Raw genomic sequence first — 14,639 nt, 5'->3', positions numbered from 1 at the left:
GCCTTTGACGCACCGCCCCTCACCCTACCCTCTCCCCGCGAAGAGCGGGGCGAGGGAGGGAGAGCGAGATTGCTACTCCGTCACCGGCTTGTCGGAGATGTCCCAGTCCTTGCCGTTGAAGATCGAGATGAACAGCGTCTTCATCGGCGTGTAGTCTTCCGGCGTATAGCTGAAATTGACGCCGTCGAGGAAGTAGGGCGAGTGAAAGCCGGCGAGCGTGGTGGCCTGCTTCAGCACGTTGGCGCGGGTGAGGTCGTCGCCGCAGCGGCGCAGGATTTCCGCCATGCTGGCGACCTGGCCGTAGCCGGCAAAGGCGATGGTGTTGTCGGGATCGACCGTCGGCAGGTACTTCTTGCGCAGCTCCTCGAACGCCACCACGTCGGGATCCTTCTCCCAGCGGGGCACGCCGACTTCCTTGGCATAGCGGATGGCGACGATGTCCTTGGCGTTCTCCAGACCCGCAGCGCTCAGGATCGAGCGGCCGGTGGAGCCCGCCGACAACAGCTGCAGCGGTTTCCAGCCGAGCTCGGCCACCCTGCGGATCGACTGCGACGAGGCCTTGCCCGTCGAGATGTTGTAGAAGACGTCAGCGCCCGATTTGGAAAGGTTGATGATCTGGGAGTCGATCGTCGGCTCGGTGAGATCGTAGGTCTGCTCCATGATCACCTTGGCGGTGCCGCCGGCCTGCTCCAGCACCTTCTTGAACGGACCGAGAAAGTCGCGGCCGAAATCGTCGTTCTGGTAGAGAATGCCGATCTTGGCGTTCGGCTTCACCGCGACGACGTGCTTGGCAAGGATGCGCGCTTCGGTCGGATAGAGCGGCAGGCCCGCCATGGTCCATTTGAAGTTCTTCGGGTCGTTCCACTTGGAAGCGCCGGTGTTCAGCAGCAGCTGCGGCACGCCCTTGGAGTTCAGGTATTTGTGCACGGCGGTCTGCGGCGCTGTGCCGAGCGAGCCGAACAGCGCCAGCACCTCTTCCTGCTCCACCAGGCGCCGCGTCGCCTCCACGCATTTCGGCGCGCTGTAGGAATCGTCCAGGGTGAGGAACTTCACCTTGCGCCCGTTGATGCCGCCCTTCTCGTTCAGCATCTGGAAATAGGCCTCGCCGACGCGACCGAGCACGCCATAGAGCGAGCCGGGGCCGGAATGCGGCACGGTCTGGCCGAGCTTGATCTCGGTGTCACTGGCGCCGGGATCGTATTTCTTTTCGGCGGCCCACACATAGGGCGCAGGCAGGACGGAGGCGGCGATGGCGGAAAGCGCGGTAGCGCCGAATTGGCGCCGGGTCTGCTTGTTCTTCATTGTTGTTTCTCCCTGATGGGAGACTTGATCGAACAAATAATCAACTGCGGCAATAGCCGATTGGCCGCAGCAATGCCGCCATTCGCGATGCGCGTAGCGTCTAGACTCAAGTTTTCATGATTTGCCGGCAACGACGACAAGGCCGGGAACCGGAACGTTGCTCTCGTCGCGCGGCGAGGCTTCTTCGAAATGAACGAGCCTCAGCCTTGCGGCTGCAACCGACGTGCGCACATATGATTGCGCGTGGGCATAACGCAGGCCGGCGCCCAGGATGACGCCTTCTCCCGGATGGGTTTCGGTGGTGAAGGCGATCAATCCGCCGGGCGAGAGCACACGATGGGCTTCGCATAGTACCGGCGCGAGATCGTCGACATAGACCATGGCATCGGCCGCGAGCACGAAATCCGCGCTGGCGTCCGGCTTGCTCGCAAGCCCAACCACCATGTCGGCCACTTCGAGGCCGGCATAGAGATTGGATGCCCGCGCCTTCTCGATCATGCCGGGAGAGAGGTCGATACCGATGAAGCTGTCGACATTCCCGGCGAAAGCCGCCGCGCCAAGACCCGTGCCGCAACCGAGATCGATGCCGCGCTTGAAGAAGGCCGGCTTCCTTGCGGCATTGCGCGCCGCGAGCACCGCCTTGAACAGCAGCGAAGGACCGCGATAGCGCAAATCGTTGAGCAGCGCGTTGTCGAAGCGCGGCGCGTATTGGTCGAACAGCGATTGCACATAGCCGGCCGGCATCGCCGAGAGCGGTTCGGCGCCGAGCTGCATCAGGCGCACGGAGGCGCCGTGGCGATCCCCAGGATCGGCCCGCCGCGCTTCACGGAAGGCTTCGACGGCAGCGTCGCGTTCGCCGAGCTCCCGGCGGATTTCGCCGAGGGTGAACCAGGCCGAGGCAAAATCCGGCGCCAGCTCGATTGCCTGCTGCAGGAGGTCGGCCGCCGCCGGCAGATCGCCGCGCAGCTGCAGATCGCGCGCAAAATCATAACGGCGGTCGGCGATGAGATCGCCGGAGGACAGGAACAGGCGGGCGGGCATGGGGTTTGGTGACAGGTGAAAAATCGGCTTCCGACGCCCTATATAGACGAGATGCGCCCGCAAGACATCCTGATGCCTGCCGCCGCCGGCCTCTGCTGCAAGGCAGGCGGCTTCCATATCGACCCGGTACGGCCGGTGGAGCGGGCCGTGATCACCCATGGCCACTCCGACCACGCCCGGCCCGGCCATGGCGCGGTGCTGGCAACGCAGGAGACGCTGGACATGATGCGGCTGCGCTACGGCGAGAATTTCGCCCGCAGCACGCAGGCGGTCACCTATGGCGAGGAGATCAGGCTCGGCGGCGTCGGCGTCAGATTCCATCCTGCCGGCCATGTGCTGGGCTCGGCCCAGATCGGGGTGACCTGCGGCGGCACGCGCATCGTCGCCTCAGGCGATTACAAGGACGCCCGCGATCCCACCTGTACGCCGTTGGAGATCGTGCCCTGCGACGTCTTCATCACGGAGGCAACGTTCGGCCTGCCGGTGTTCCGCCATGGCGATGCGTCGGAAGAAGTGAAGAAGCTGCTGGCGTCCGTGAAGCTGTTCCCCGAGCGCGCGCATCTGGTCGGCGCCTATTCGCTCGGCAAGGCACAGCGCGTGATCGCGCTGCTGCGCGAGGCCGGCTATGACGCGCCGGTCTACCTGCATGGCGCGATGGAAGAGATCACGCAGTACTACCAGAGCCGCGGCATCGATCTCGGCGAGTTGCGGCCGGTGCAAGGAACGAAGAAGGCCGATCTCGCCGGCACCATCACGCTGGCGCCGCCCTCGGCGACATCGGATCTGTGGACACGGCGATTCCCCGATCCGGTGACCGCGTTTGCGTCGGGGTGGATGCGGGTGCGTGCCCGTGCGCGCCAGCGCGGCATCGAGCTGCCGCTGGTGATCTCGGATCACGCCGACTGGGACGGCCTGACGGCGACGATTGCCGCCACCGGCGCCGGCGAAGTGTGGGTCACCCACGGCCAGGAAGACGCGCTGGTGCATTGGTGCAGGAGCCAGGGCCTCGCCGCGCGGCCGCTCGATCTGGTCGGCTATGGCGAGGAGGACGAGGCGGCTGCGACCAACGAGGCAGAAGCATGAACCGCTTCGCCGAACTTCTCGACCGCCTCGCCTACGAGCCCGGCCGCAACAACAAGCTGCGGCTGATCACGGCGTATTTTCGCGAGGTGCCTGACCCCGACCGCGGCTATGCATTGGCGGCGCTGACCGGCGCACTGTCGTTCAAGCACGCCAAGGCGGGATTGATCCGCGACCTGATTTCGGAGCGCGCCGATCCGGAGCTGTTCCGGCTGTCCTACGATTATGTCGGCGACCTCTCGGAGACGGTGGCGCTGATGTGGCCAAAGGCGGCGCTGCCGGCCGGCCACAACAATCCCCCTCCTCCGACGCTCACCGAAGTCGTCACCACGCTGCGGACGCGCGGCAAGACCGAGCTCCCGAGGCAGTTGTCGCGCTGGCTGGACGAACTCGACGAGACCGGGCGCTGGGCGCTGTTGAAGCTCGTCACCGGCGCGATGCGGATCGGCATTTCGGCGCGGCTGGCCAAGACCGCGGCCGCCGCGCTCGGCGGCAACGACCCGCACGAGATCGAGCTGATATGGCCGGGGCTTTCACCGCCCTATCTCGATCTCTTCGCCTGGCTCGAAGGCCGCGGCGACAAGCCGGTCAACCGCGATCCAGCGCCGTTTCGCCCGGTGATGCTGGCGCATGCGATCGAGGACGAGGACTTCAGGAACCTCGACCCCGCCGATTTCATCGCGGAATGGAAATGGGACGGCATCCGCGTGCAGGCGGTGAGCGGCCGCGACGCCAATGGCCACATGCAGGCGCGGCTCTATTCGCGCACGGGCGAGGATATCACCGGGAGTTTTCCGGACTTGCTGCCCTCGCTGCGGCTTCCCGGCGCGATCGACGGCGAATTGCTGGTGCTGCGCGACGGCCGGGTGCAGAGCTTCAATGTGCTGCAGCAGCGGCTGAACCGCAAAGTCGTTTCGCCGAAGCTGACCAGGGAATTCCCGATTCACCTGCGCGCCTACGACCTGCTCGGCGACGACGAGAACGATCTGCGCGAGTTGCCCTTCGCGGAGCGGCGCAAGCGGCTGCAGGCCTTCGTGAAGAAGCTGGATGATCCCCGCATCGATCTGTCGCCCACTATTGCCTTCGACAGCTGGGACGCGCTGGTTGCCGCGCGCGCCAATCCCGCCGGCGCCGGCGCAGGCGAGGATGCCGATGCTGTCGAAGGCGTGATGCTGAAGCGGCGCGAAGCGCCCTATCTGCCGGGTCGCCCCAAGGGCCAATGGTGGAAATGGAAACGCGACCCGCATCTGATCGACGCAGTGCTGATGTATGCCCAGCGCGGCCACGGCAAGCGCTCGTCCTATTATTCCGACTACACCTTCGGGGTGTGGACCGACGGCGAGGACGGGGAGCAGCTGGTGCCGGTCGGAAAGGCTTATTTCGGCTTCACCGACGAGGAGCTGCTGCAGATCGACCGCTTCGTCCGCCGCAACACCACGGAAAAATTCGGCCCCGTCCGCCATGTCGTGCACGAGCCGGACCAGGGCCTGGTGCTGGAGGTCGCTTTCGAGGGGCTGCAACGCTCGCCGCGGCACAAATCGGGGGTCGCCATGCGCTTTCCCCGCATCAGCCGCCTGCGCTGGGACAAGCCGCCGCGCGAGGCCGACCGGCTGGAGACGCTTGAACGGATGTTAAAGACCGTGACAGGAAATTAAGGTTCCGCAGGCCGCCCGCTGCCATTGACGCACCGGTGCGGGTTCCCCATTTGCCCCGCCGTGCCTATAATGGGTGCCAACGCGATGGAGATTTCGATGCCGAACGACGTCAGGGATTTGCCGGCCAGCAATGACGGCCTGTACCGCTTTCTCGGCGGCACGCCGCTGGCGGTGGCATTTCGGCTGATCCTGCTGTCGATCCTGGTCGGCGTCGTGCTTGCTGCGATCGGATTCGATCCCTGGAACATCCTGCATTCCATCCGCATGCTGTTCCAGCGGCTGTGGGATCTCGGCTTCGACGCCATCAACTGGCTGTGGCGCTATTTCCTGCTCGGCGCCGTGATCGTGATCCCGGTCTGGCTGCTGACGCGGATCTTCGGCACGCCGCGCGGGCGGTGATCCTGTAAAGGCACGGAGGCGACGCAGCCGATGCAACTGCAATTCGTCGGCTGCGGCGACGCCTTCGGCTCCGGCGGCCGGTACAATACCTGCTTCCATGTCACGGGCGCCGCGGTCAATTTCCTGATCGATTGCGGCGCCTCCTCGCTGCCGGCGTTGAAGCGGCTCGGCATCGCGCGCGAGCCGATCGACCTGATCCTGATTACGCATTTCCACGGCGATCATTTCGCCGGGCTGCCGTTCCTGCTGCTCGATGCGCAATTCACCCGCCGCGCGCGACCGCTGGTGATCGCGGGGCCGGAAGGCATCGAGGCGAAGCTGAAGGCCGCGATGGAAGTGATGTTCGAGCACTCCTCCAGAACACAGCAACGCTTCGACCTCTCCGTCATCGAACTCAAGTCGGAGGAAACCAGAACCTTCGGCGGCGTGGCGGTGACGCCCTACCCGGTCGTGCATGGCGAATCCGGTGGGCCGTTCCTTGCCTATCGCATCGAGGCCGAAGGCCGCACGATCTGCTACAGCGCCGACACCGAATGGACCGGGACGCTGGTCCCGGCGGCGCGCAACGCGGACCTCTTCGTCGCGGAAGCCTATTATTACGACAGGATCGTGAAAAATCATCTCAGCCTGAAGACGCTAGAAGCGCATCTTGGCGAGATCAATGCGAGAAAGCTCGTCCTCACCCATATGAGCGACGACATGCTGGGCAGGCTGGACAAGCTGCCCTACTCTGCTGCAATGGACGGCATGATCGTCGAATTGTAGCAGCCCGTGAATTCCTCCCCGAAAGTCACTACCGCGCAGGTCTTCGCCATCGCCGGTCCTGCGATGATAGCGAACCTGACGACGCCGCTGATCGGCATCGTCTCGACCACCGCCATCGGACGGCTCGGCGACGCCACGCTGCTCGGCGGCGTCGCCATGGCCTCGGTGATCTTCGACTGCCTGTTCTGGCTGTTCGCCTTCCTGCGCATGAGCACGGTCGCCTTCACCGCGCAATCGCTCGGCGCCGGCGAGACCCGGGAGCTGCATGCGATCCTGGTACGCGGGCTGATCGTTGCCGCCATCGTCGGCCTCGCGCTGATCGCGTTGCAAGCGCCGCTTGCCGCGATCCTGCTGGGCGCGATGGGCGGCAGCGAGGGCGTGACGCGCGCCGCCAAGACCTATTTCATCATCCGCATCTGGTCGGCGCCGCTGGCGCTCGCCAATTACGTCGTGCTGGGCTGGCTGATCGGACAGGCCCGCGCCACCCTCGCGCTCTCGGTGCAGATCGCGATCAACGTCATCAACATGGTCGCAACGATACTGCTGGTGCTGGTCGCCGATCTCGGCATCGCGGGCGCCGCGATCGCGGCCGTCATCGCGGAAGCCGCAGGCCTTGCCATCGGCGGGGCAATCGCGCAGCGGCTGACCTCGGGCCATCCGCCGCTCTCCCGCGCCCATCTGTTCGAGCGTGAAACGCTGATGCGGATGCTCGCGGTCAACCGCGACATCATGATCCGCACCGCCTCGCTGATCGCCGCGTTCCTGTTCTTCACCGCACAGGGCGCGCGCTCCGGCGACGTGATCCTGGCGGCCAATGCCGTGCTCAACAATTTCCTGCTGGTCAGCGCCTTCTTTCTCGACGGGCTCGCGAACGCCGCCGAGCAGCTCTGCGGCCGCGCCTATGGCGCGCGCTCACGCGAGCATTTTTCCGGCGCGGTGCGACTGGTCGTGTCCTGGGGCTTTGCCTTTGCCATCGCGGTCATGGCGACCTTCGCGCTGTGCGGCCCCGCGCTGATCGACATCATGACCGCGAGTGCGGACGTGCGCCGCGTCGCGCGCGAATACCTCGTGTTCGTGATCGCCTCGCCCGCGCTTGCGGTGTTCGCCTTTGCCTTCGACGGCGTCTATATCGGCGCGACCTGGGCGCGCGACATGCGCAACCTGATGCTGGCCTCGCTTGCGATCTTCCTCGCAGCCTGGTTCGCGCTGCGCGGATATGGCAATGCCGGGCTTTGGGCCGCATTGCTGGTGCACTACGCCGCGCGCGGCGGCCTGCAGGCGCTGGCCTATCCGGGGCTGCTGAGACGGTCGTTCGGAGCGTAGCTCACCCTCTCCCCTTGTGGGAGAGGGTCGCTTCGCAAAGCGAAGCGGGGTGAGGGGTATGGCTCCGCAGACTAATATCCATCAATTGTTCGTCTGGGGATAGAACCCCTCATCCGGCGCGCATTGCATGCGCGCCACCTTCTCCCACAAGGGGAGAAGGAAGAAAGCGCATCACTGCACCGGCCACTCTTCGGCCGTCAGCGTCGCGGCATCGGCGCCGACGATCTCCAACAGCGAGTCGCGCCCCGTGCGCAACAATGTCGAGGCCAAATCGCGCTTGATGTCGTCGACCAGGCCGATGCCCTTGTAGACCAGCGAGGAATAGAGCTGGATCAAAGTGGCGCCGGCGCGGATCTTGGTCAGCGCGGCGCCGCCGGAGTCGATGCCACCGACGCCGACCAGCGGGAAAGCGCCTTCGACGCGCACATAGGTCTCCGCCACCATGCGGGTGGAGAGACGGAACAGCGGCCGGCCGGAGAGGCCGCCCTGTTCCTTCGCACGATTGCTCTCGCGCAGGGTAGCCGGCCGCGCCAGCGTGGTGTTGGCGACGATCATGCCGTCGACGCGTCGAGAGCGGGCGATATGCACGACATCGTCGAGTTCGTTTAGACTCAAGTCCGGCGCGATCTTGAGCAGCACGGGCGAGTCGCCGGCGTTCTTGCGCACCCGTTCCCGGGCATCGATCACCCGGGCCAGGAGATCGTCGAGCGCGGCCGATTGCTGCAGGTTGCGCAGGCCGGGCGTGTTCGGTGAGGAGACGTTGACGGTGAAATAGCTCGCCACCGGCGCAAAGGTCTCGATCAGCCTGACGTAATCGGCGGTGCGGTCCTCGGAATCCTTGTTGGCGCCGACATTGACGCCGACGATGCCGCCCTGTTGCGCACGCGCCGCCAGCCGCTTCAGGACGATTTCGGCGCCGTCGTTGTTGAAACCCATGCGGTTGATGACGCCTTCATCCCGCTCGAGGCGGAACAGCCGCGGGCGCGGATTGCCGGCTTGCGGGCGCGGCGTCACCGAGCCGATCTCGACAAAGCCGAAGCCGAGCCGCAGCAACGCATCCGGCACTTCCGCGTTCTTGTCGAAGCCCGCGGCCATGCCGACGGGATTCGGGAAGTTCAGCCCGAAGGCGCGAACCGCGAGCTTGTGGTCCTCCGGCTTCGGACGGATCGGCGGCAGCAGCTTCAGGCCCTGGATGGCAAGACGATGCGCGTCCTCCGGGTCGAGCCAGCGCAGCAGCGGCAGCGAGAAGGCATCGAAGGCGCGGATCACGAGGCGAGCTCCGGCACATCGTGAGAGCCGTCCGCGCGCAGGCGCAAGTCGAGGATCGCGGTCACCGCGGCAAGATCGAGCTCGCCATAGAGATGCGGAAACAGCTCGTTGTTGCGCGAGGGCTCCCAACGCAGCGTCTCGCCGAGCGCATCGGCATCGACCGCAACCAGGAACAACCCGGTTTGCCCGGAGAAATGTTTTCGCGCGGTTTCGCCGACCTGGGCGGCGGTGGAGAAATGGATGAAGCCGTCCCTGGCATCATCCGCGCTGCCGCGATAGACGCCCTGACGCTCCGCCTCGCGCCAGGCCGAGGCCGGGCAGATTTTGTAGATCATGCGCAAGCCCGCGATTCCTGCTTGTCCTTGAGTCTCTTGGGTTTTTCCCGGGGTCCCGGAAGTCGTGCCGACCGTATCGGTGGCGCGCGGCGACTTCAAGCGCCAGGGCGTCCTTGCCGTGCGGAATTGCCGGAAGCCGCCGATTGCGCCAATAATTCCCTCGTCAGTTGCCGGGGCTTTGCCATGGCCAAGCAGCCAAGACCGCGGATGATGCTGACCCACGGCCAGGTGTGGGACGCACTCGACCGGCTGGCCGAGCGTGCGGGACTGTCGCCTTCCGGGCTGGCGCGGCGCGCGGGGCTCGATCCCACCACCTTCAACAAGTCCAAGCGCGTCACGGCAGATGGGCGCGAGCGCTGGCCCTCGACCGAGTCGCTGGCAAAGGCGCTGAGTGCGACCGGAAGCTCCATCGATCGTTTTGTGCAGCTGATCGCCGATCACGGGCGCAACGGGCAGTCGGTGCCGCTGCTCGCCTTTGCGCAGGCAGCGCACCCCGGCCATTTCGACGCGCATGGCCATCCGGCGGGGCGCGGCTGGAACGAGATCGCGCTGCCCGTGGCGGGCGAGGATCACATTTTCGCACTGGAGATTTCCGGCAACTCGCTGAGGCCTGCCTATCGCGACGGCGACGTCATTGTCGTGGCCCCTCGCACGCCGATCCGCCGCGGCGACCGCGTGGTGGCGAAGACGATGGCCGGCGAAGTGCTGATCCGGGAATTGAGGCGGCGCACCGCCAGGGCGCTGGAGCTGGCGCCGCTGGATGGCGCCAGCCCGGACCGCGCGCTGGCGAGCGATGAAGTGGAATGGATCGCGCGGATCGTGTGGACGCGGCAATAGCCGCCGTTTGCACAACCGTCGCAGAATCGTAGGATGGGTAGAGCGCAGCGAAACCCATCGACCCCACCTGAGATGATGGGTTTCGCTGCGCTCAACCCATCCTACGCGATATTCCGGGGGTAGCATGAACCGTCGTGATGCGCTGAAGGCGTTTGCCGGCCTCGCCCTTTGCCCGCTGTGCCGGCCTGCCTCCGCCGCCGAGGGCGCGCATTGGAGCTATGAAGGCGCCAGCGGCCCCGCCAAATGGGGCGATCTCGATGCAGCGAGCAAGGTCTGCACGATCGGCCTGCAGCAGTCGCCGATCGACATCGTTGCGCCCATCAAGTCGCAACTGCCGCCGCTGAAGCTCAACTGGGCCAAAACGGCCGACACCATCGTCAACAACGGCCACACCATCCAGCTCAACTTTGCCGAAGGCAGCACACTGACCGTCGGCGAGCGGAAGTACAAATTGCTGCAACTGCATTTCCACCGGCCGAGCGAGCACATGGTCGCCGGCCGGAGCTATCCGATGGAGGCGCATTTCGTGCATCGCGCCGATTCCGGCGCGCTTGCGGTCGTCGGCGTGCTGATGTCGACCGGCAAGCCGAATGCGGCGTTCGCCAGAGTCGTAGCCACCATGCCGGCCAGGGAGGGCCCGCCGGTGAAGGCCGATCCCGGCTTCAACCCGAACGACATGCTGCCGAAGAAGCTGGGTTATTACCGCTATCCGGGCTCGCTGACGACGCCGCCCTGCGCGGAGACGGTCGAGTGGCTGGTGCTGACCAACCCGATCACGGTGGCCGAGACGGATGTGGCGGCGTTCGCAAGGCTCTATCCGCTGAATGCGCGGCCGGTGCAGCGGGACAACCGGCGCTACGTGCTACAGTCGGGCTGAGCCCTTGCGGGGCCGCGCCGGTGAGGTGATGCAATGAAGCGACGTGAGTTCATCACGATGCTTGGAAGCGCCGCGGCGCTGTGGCCGGTTGCGGCATTCGCGCAGCAACCCAGGAAGCGGCATCTCGGCTGGCTGACGACGGCACCGGCCGGCGACGTAAGTCCTTTCCTCGACGCACTGCGCGCCGGACTTGCCGCTCAGGGCCATGTCGAGGGCCGCAATCTCACGATCACGGCTCGTTACGCCGACGGCGATATCAGCCGCGTCCCTGGGCTGGCCGAAGAACTGGCGAAGCTGCCGGTCGATCTCATCGTGACGCAAGGCACGGCCACGCGCCAGCTCATCAGCACCAGCGCCGCCGTTCCGGTGGTCTATGTGTTCAGCGCCGATCCGGTGCTGGCCGGCCTCGCCGAAAGCCTCGCCCGGCCCGGCCGCAGGATGACGGGCATCACGCTTCTGTCGGCCGAAATGAACGGCAAGCGGCTCGAGCTGCTGCGCGAGATCCTGCCGCAGATCGGCCGCGTCGCGATCGTGGCCAGTCCCACGCACGCCGGCGAAGAGCTCGAGCGCAAGAATTCCATCGAGATGGCCGAAAAGCTCGGCATCGCGATCCAATACTACCCGACGCCGACCACGGAAGCGCTGCGCGCGGCCTTTATAAGGATGACGCTCGACCCGCCGCAGGCGCTGGTGGTATTTCCCGACCCGATCACCTTTACCAACCGCAGGCCGATCGTCGATTTCGCGAACGGCCTTCGCGTCCCCGTGATTTCAGGTTGGGCGGACTTTGCAGACAGCGGCGCGCTCTGCACTTACGGTCCCAGGCTCGTCGAATCCTATCGACGGCTGGCCTACTATGCCGATCGGGTCCTGAAGGGCGACAATCCCGCCGAGTTGCCGATCGAGCGGCCGACCGCATTCGAGCTGGTGCTCAACCTCAAAGCCGCCGGCACGCTCGGAATCCAGTTCCCGCCTGCGCTGCTCGCGCGCGCCGACCGCGTGATCGAATGACCGCGCCGGCGTTCTGCGATCGAAATCAACTTCAGCAACTCGCGAGGCTCGGATGTTCGATGCTGTTGTCCTGGGAACCGTCGTCACTGACGAGGCCGTCACACCGGATGGCTATGTGGCAATCACCGGAGAGAAGATCGCCGAGATCGGCACCGGCACCCCGCCTCCGGCGCGCAGCGTTTTCGACCGTTCGGGCTGCCTGATCTTTCCCGGGCTCGTTGACGGACACGTCCATACCGGCTCGGCGCTGGGCTGGAAGGGGATCGAGGGAACGACGATGACCGCCGCGGCAGGCGGCGTCACGACCTGTGTCGACATGCCCTATGACGTTCCCGAAGCCACAACGGACGTCTCCATCCTCAAGCGCAAGATCGCGGTCGTGAACGAGACTGCCCATGTGGACGTCGCGCTCTACGGTACCATCCGCAAGCACGATGGCGTTGCCGCGATATCCGATCTCGCCGAGGGCGGCGTCTGCTCGTTCAAGCTTTCTACCTACGAATATGACGCGGTTCGCTTTCCCCGCATCGACCACCCGACGATGATTGCCGCGTTCGAGGAAATCGCCCGCACCGGCGTTCCGGTCTCGATCCACAATGAGGATCAGGAGCTGGTCGAAAGCCTGAGCGCGGACGCGCGTGCCGCGGGGCAAACGCATGCCCTGATGCACTCCCGCACGCGGCCGGCGCTTGCCGAGACCCTTGCCGACAACGAAATCTTCGAGATCGGATTGTACACCGGCGCACACGTGCATATCGCGCACTCCTCCGTCGCGCGCGGCTTCACGATTGCGGAGACGTTCCGCTCGTACGGCGCCAGGGCGAGCGGCGAGGCCTGCATCCAGTATCTCTGCATGACGGAGGACGATCTGGTGCGCCTCGGGGGGCTCGGCAAGTGCAATCCGCCTTTCAGGACCGCCGCCGAGGTGGAGCGGATGTGGGCGTCGTTGCAGGACGGTCTGGTCACCTATGTCTCGACCGATCATGCGCCGTGGCCGATCGAGCGGAAGACGAAGGCGGATATCTTCGCCTGCTCAGCCGGTCTGGTCGGCCTGCAGAGTTTCGGGCCGCTGATGTACTCGCTGCTGGTCGAGCGCGGCCTTTCGCCGACCCTGATGGCGAAATATTGCGCGGATCGTCCGGCCCGGCATCATGGCCTTGCCGGCAAGGGACGGATCGCCGAGGGCTATGACGCCGACCTGATGGTGATCGAGCCCGGCGATTTCGTCTTCGACCAGGCCGCCATCGTCGACCGGGAGGAGTTGCGCTGGTCGCCCTATCACGGCCGCCGGATGCGGGGCCGGGTTGCCTCGACCTTGCTGCGCGGGCAATTGATATGGAACGACGGCAAGACGCTATCCGCGCCGGGAACGGGACGGTTCATCCCGCGCGAGCGCCGCCAGTGAGCCGCGGGACAGGTTAGGCCAACGGGTCGCGCGAATACGCGTTCAATGATAAGCTCCGCGAAACCCATCACCGCTTCGTAGCGGCCAGGTCCCGTTTATACGCGTCGTCAACCCAAGGGAGGCCGAAATGGCCAAAGGTCAGCAGAGAAGCAATCGGGAAGCCAAGAAGCCGAAGAAAGAGAAGATAAAGGTCATCGCTGCCGCGCCGAGCCAAAAGGGCGCGGGATGGCAGCCGACCCAATCTTCCGGCACGAAGAAATAGCAGATCGCAGCAGGACGCCGGCCTACGTCGCGTAGTCTGGCTCCTTGCGGTCGAGGATGCGCTTGAGCGCAGCGAAGTGCCGTTGCGACGGGGTCGGCCCCTTGTAGAGATGGTCGTCCCTGTAATCGCGCTTGGTCTTCTCGACGACCGGCGTCGGCAGCTGCTTCAGCCGTTGTCCGGTCCACATGGCGTAGATCTGCACCTGCGCGGCGCGCTCGATGTAATAGAGCTTGTCGTAGGCATCGGCGACGGTCGTACCGGTCGTGGTGATGCCGTGATTGGCCATGAACAGCACGCTCTTGTTGCCGATGACGCGGGCGAGCCGTGCGCCTTCCGCCGGATCCATCGCCGGCCCGGCATATTCGTCGTCATAGGCGATGGCCTCTGACAGCCCGACCTCGGTCTGGCCGATCTCCTTGATGCGGGGGTCCTCGAGCCGGGTCAGCGCGCTGGCGTAGGGCATGTGGGTATGGAACACGGCCTTGGCCTGCGGCAGCGCCTTGTGGATCGGCGCGTGGATGCAATAGCAGGAACGCTCGACGTCGCCCTCGCCGCTCTTCACCTCGCTGTCGTCGATGCCGACTTCCATGAAGGTCGAGGCCGTAACTTCAGACCAGTGGGTACCGAAGGGAATCTGGTAGTAGCGGTCGCTTTGACCGGGCACCACCAGCGTCAGGTGATTGAAGATTCCTTCCGAAAAGCCGTGCATGTAGGCCAGCCGGTGCGCCGCCGCGAGATCGACCCGCGCCTGCCATTGCTCTTCGGAAACATCGTCGCGAAGCGATTTCGGCGAAACCCTGAACTGCATGCGCGTCCTCCCCTGAGGCTTGTTGTTATGTGAGGAGTATAACGGATTTCGCGCGACCTCGCGGCTCAAATTGCCGCGGGGGTGCTATCCGGAATTCGCGGCACACACCGCTGTCGTCCCGACGAAAGTCGGGAGGTGGATTCACACTCGAAGTGCAACACTTGGGCAAAGGACTCGGCTGGGGTCCTGAAGTCAAGGCACTTGCGCGGGGTGTTGTTGTAGGCGGCGACGAGCTTGCGGAACCGTGCTGTTGGGAGGGTTGCAAGATCG

The 14,639-nt window shown here is 65.4% G+C and carries 15 protein-coding genes; 10 read left to right on the top strand and 5 right to left on the bottom strand.

Annotation, left to right across the window (positions count from 1 at the left end; all coding sequences use genetic code 11):
• Nucleotides 1–72: 72 nt before the first annotated feature.
• Together HZB49_RS29640 and HZB49_RS29635 are read right to left on the bottom strand one after the other, a co-directional pair.
• Nucleotides 73–1,302, bottom strand: a complete 1,230-nt coding sequence (locus HZB49_RS29640) for an ABC transporter substrate-binding protein (RefSeq protein WP_291617697.1) — start codon at nucleotides 1,300–1,302, stop codon at nucleotides 73–75.
• Between the two features lie 114 nt (nucleotides 1,303–1,416).
• Nucleotides 1,417–2,343, bottom strand: coding sequence for a methyltransferase domain-containing protein (locus tag HZB49_RS29635; RefSeq protein WP_291617696.1), 927 nt, complete (start codon nucleotides 2,341–2,343; stop codon nucleotides 1,417–1,419).
• A gap of 51 nt (nucleotides 2,344–2,394) precedes the next feature.
• On the opposite strand from HZB49_RS29635, the gene HZB49_RS29630 reads away from it, so the two are divergent.
• From HZB49_RS29630 to HZB49_RS29610, 5 genes are all read left to right on the top strand, one after another.
• On the top strand, nucleotides 2,395–3,426 hold the full coding sequence (locus HZB49_RS29630) for a ligase-associated DNA damage response exonuclease (protein ID WP_291617738.1): 1,032 nt from the start codon (nucleotides 2,395–2,397) through the stop codon (nucleotides 3,424–3,426).
• Complete coding sequence (locus HZB49_RS29625; protein WP_291617695.1) at nucleotides 3,423–5,078, top strand: cisplatin damage response ATP-dependent DNA ligase; 1,656 nt, start codon at nucleotides 3,423–3,425, stop codon at nucleotides 5,076–5,078. Before HZB49_RS29630 ends, HZB49_RS29625 begins: the two co-directional genes overlap by 4 nt.
• A 96-nt stretch (nucleotides 5,079–5,174) precedes the next feature.
• Nucleotides 5,175–5,477 (top strand): DUF6460 domain-containing protein, encoded by a 303-nt coding sequence (locus HZB49_RS29620; protein WP_291617694.1) that lies wholly within the window; start codon nucleotides 5,175–5,177, stop codon nucleotides 5,475–5,477.
• Nucleotides 5,478–5,507: 30 nt separating this feature from the next.
• On the top strand, nucleotides 5,508–6,242 hold the full coding sequence (locus HZB49_RS29615) for an MBL fold metallo-hydrolase (protein WP_291617693.1): 735 nt from the start codon (nucleotides 5,508–5,510) through the stop codon (nucleotides 6,240–6,242).
• Between the two features lie 63 nt (nucleotides 6,243–6,305).
• Entirely contained in the window at nucleotides 6,306–7,565 is a 1,260-nt protein-coding gene (locus tag HZB49_RS29610) for an MATE family efflux transporter (protein ID WP_291617737.1), read from the top strand.
• Between the two features lie 171 nt (nucleotides 7,566–7,736).
• Here HZB49_RS29610 and HZB49_RS29605 read toward each other — a convergent pair whose 3' ends face one another.
• A complete protein-coding gene (locus HZB49_RS29605) occupies nucleotides 7,737–8,834 on the bottom strand; it encodes a quinone-dependent dihydroorotate dehydrogenase (RefSeq protein WP_291617692.1) in 1,098 nt (365 codons plus the stop codon).
• Nucleotides 8,831–9,175, bottom strand: a complete 345-nt coding sequence (locus HZB49_RS29600; protein WP_291617691.1) for a DUF952 domain-containing protein — start codon at nucleotides 9,173–9,175, stop codon at nucleotides 8,831–8,833. The genes HZB49_RS29605 and HZB49_RS29600 overlap by 4 nt, the downstream gene beginning before the upstream one ends.
• Before the next feature lie 204 nt (nucleotides 9,176–9,379).
• Between HZB49_RS29600 and HZB49_RS29595 the strand changes: the two genes are divergently transcribed.
• The 5 genes from HZB49_RS29595 (at nucleotide 9,380) to HZB49_RS29575 (ending at nucleotide 13,561) form a co-directional block, all read left to right on the top strand.
• Nucleotides 9,380–10,006 (top strand): helix-turn-helix transcriptional regulator, encoded by a 627-nt coding sequence (locus HZB49_RS29595; protein WP_291617736.1) that lies wholly within the window; start codon nucleotides 9,380–9,382, stop codon nucleotides 10,004–10,006.
• Nucleotides 10,007–10,130: 124 nt separating this feature from the next.
• On the top strand, nucleotides 10,131–10,883 hold the full coding sequence (locus tag HZB49_RS29590) for a carbonic anhydrase family protein (RefSeq protein ID WP_291617690.1): 753 nt from the start codon (nucleotides 10,131–10,133) through the stop codon (nucleotides 10,881–10,883).
• Nucleotides 10,884–10,916: 33 nt separating this feature from the next.
• Nucleotides 10,917–11,894, top strand: coding sequence for an ABC transporter substrate-binding protein (locus HZB49_RS29585; protein ID WP_291617689.1), 978 nt, complete (start codon nucleotides 10,917–10,919; stop codon nucleotides 11,892–11,894).
• A 52-nt stretch (nucleotides 11,895–11,946) separates the two neighbouring features.
• The gene (locus tag HZB49_RS29580; RefSeq protein WP_291617688.1) at nucleotides 11,947–13,299 is read left to right on the top strand and encodes an amidohydrolase family protein; all 1,353 of its coding nucleotides are present in this window, start codon (nucleotides 11,947–11,949) and stop codon (nucleotides 13,297–13,299) included.
• Nucleotides 13,300–13,426: 127 nt separating this feature from the next.
• A complete protein-coding gene (locus HZB49_RS29575) occupies nucleotides 13,427–13,561 on the top strand; it encodes a hypothetical protein (RefSeq protein WP_291617687.1) in 135 nt (44 codons plus the stop codon).
• A gap of 22 nt (nucleotides 13,562–13,583) precedes the next feature.
• Here the strand turns inward: HZB49_RS29575 and HZB49_RS29570 are convergent, their stop codons facing one another.
• Complete coding sequence (locus tag HZB49_RS29570; protein ID WP_291617686.1) at nucleotides 13,584–14,369, bottom strand: class II aldolase/adducin family protein; 786 nt, start codon at nucleotides 14,367–14,369, stop codon at nucleotides 13,584–13,586.
• Nucleotides 14,370–14,639: the final 270 nt, after the last annotated feature.

This window comes from Bradyrhizobium sp., from assembly GCF_016219575.1.
Lineage (GTDB): Bacteria > Pseudomonadota > Alphaproteobacteria > Rhizobiales > Xanthobacteraceae > Bradyrhizobium.
Note: the sequence above shows the minus strand (reverse complement) of the source record. Positions and strands in the feature narration are given on the sequence as shown.

What these genes read in the sequence shown, in the direction of transcription:
- HZB49_RS29640 (WP_291617697.1), bottom strand. Translation starts at nt 1,302, where the DNA reads ATGAAGAACAAGCAGACCCGGCGCCAATTCGGCGCTACCGCGCTTTCC.
- HZB49_RS29635 (WP_291617696.1), bottom strand. Translation starts at nt 2,343, where the DNA reads ATGCCCGCCCGCCTGTTCCTGTCCTCCGGCGATCTCATCGCCGACCGC.
- HZB49_RS29630 (WP_291617738.1), top strand. Translation starts at nt 2,395, where the DNA reads ATGCGCCCGCAAGACATCCTGATGCCTGCCGCCGCCGGCCTCTGCTGC.
- HZB49_RS29625 (WP_291617695.1), top strand. Translation starts at nt 3,423, where the DNA reads ATGAACCGCTTCGCCGAACTTCTCGACCGCCTCGCCTACGAGCCCGGC.
- HZB49_RS29620 (WP_291617694.1), top strand. Translation starts at nt 5,175, where the DNA reads ATGCCGAACGACGTCAGGGATTTGCCGGCCAGCAATGACGGCCTGTAC.
- HZB49_RS29615 (WP_291617693.1), top strand. Translation starts at nt 5,508, where the DNA reads ATGCAACTGCAATTCGTCGGCTGCGGCGACGCCTTCGGCTCCGGCGGC.
- HZB49_RS29610 (WP_291617737.1), top strand. Translation starts at nt 6,306, where the DNA reads ATGATAGCGAACCTGACGACGCCGCTGATCGGCATCGTCTCGACCACC.
- HZB49_RS29595 (WP_291617736.1), top strand. Translation starts at nt 9,380, where the DNA reads ATGCTGACCCACGGCCAGGTGTGGGACGCACTCGACCGGCTGGCCGAG.
- HZB49_RS29590 (WP_291617690.1), top strand. Translation starts at nt 10,131, where the DNA reads ATGAACCGTCGTGATGCGCTGAAGGCGTTTGCCGGCCTCGCCCTTTGC.
- HZB49_RS29585 (WP_291617689.1), top strand. Translation starts at nt 10,917, where the DNA reads ATGAAGCGACGTGAGTTCATCACGATGCTTGGAAGCGCCGCGGCGCTG.
- HZB49_RS29580 (WP_291617688.1), top strand. Translation starts at nt 11,947, where the DNA reads ATGTTCGATGCTGTTGTCCTGGGAACCGTCGTCACTGACGAGGCCGTC.
- HZB49_RS29575 (WP_291617687.1), top strand. Translation starts at nt 13,427, where the DNA reads ATGGCCAAAGGTCAGCAGAGAAGCAATCGGGAAGCCAAGAAGCCGAAG.
- HZB49_RS29570 (WP_291617686.1), bottom strand. Translation starts at nt 14,369, where the DNA reads ATGCAGTTCAGGGTTTCGCCGAAATCGCTTCGCGACGATGTTTCCGAA.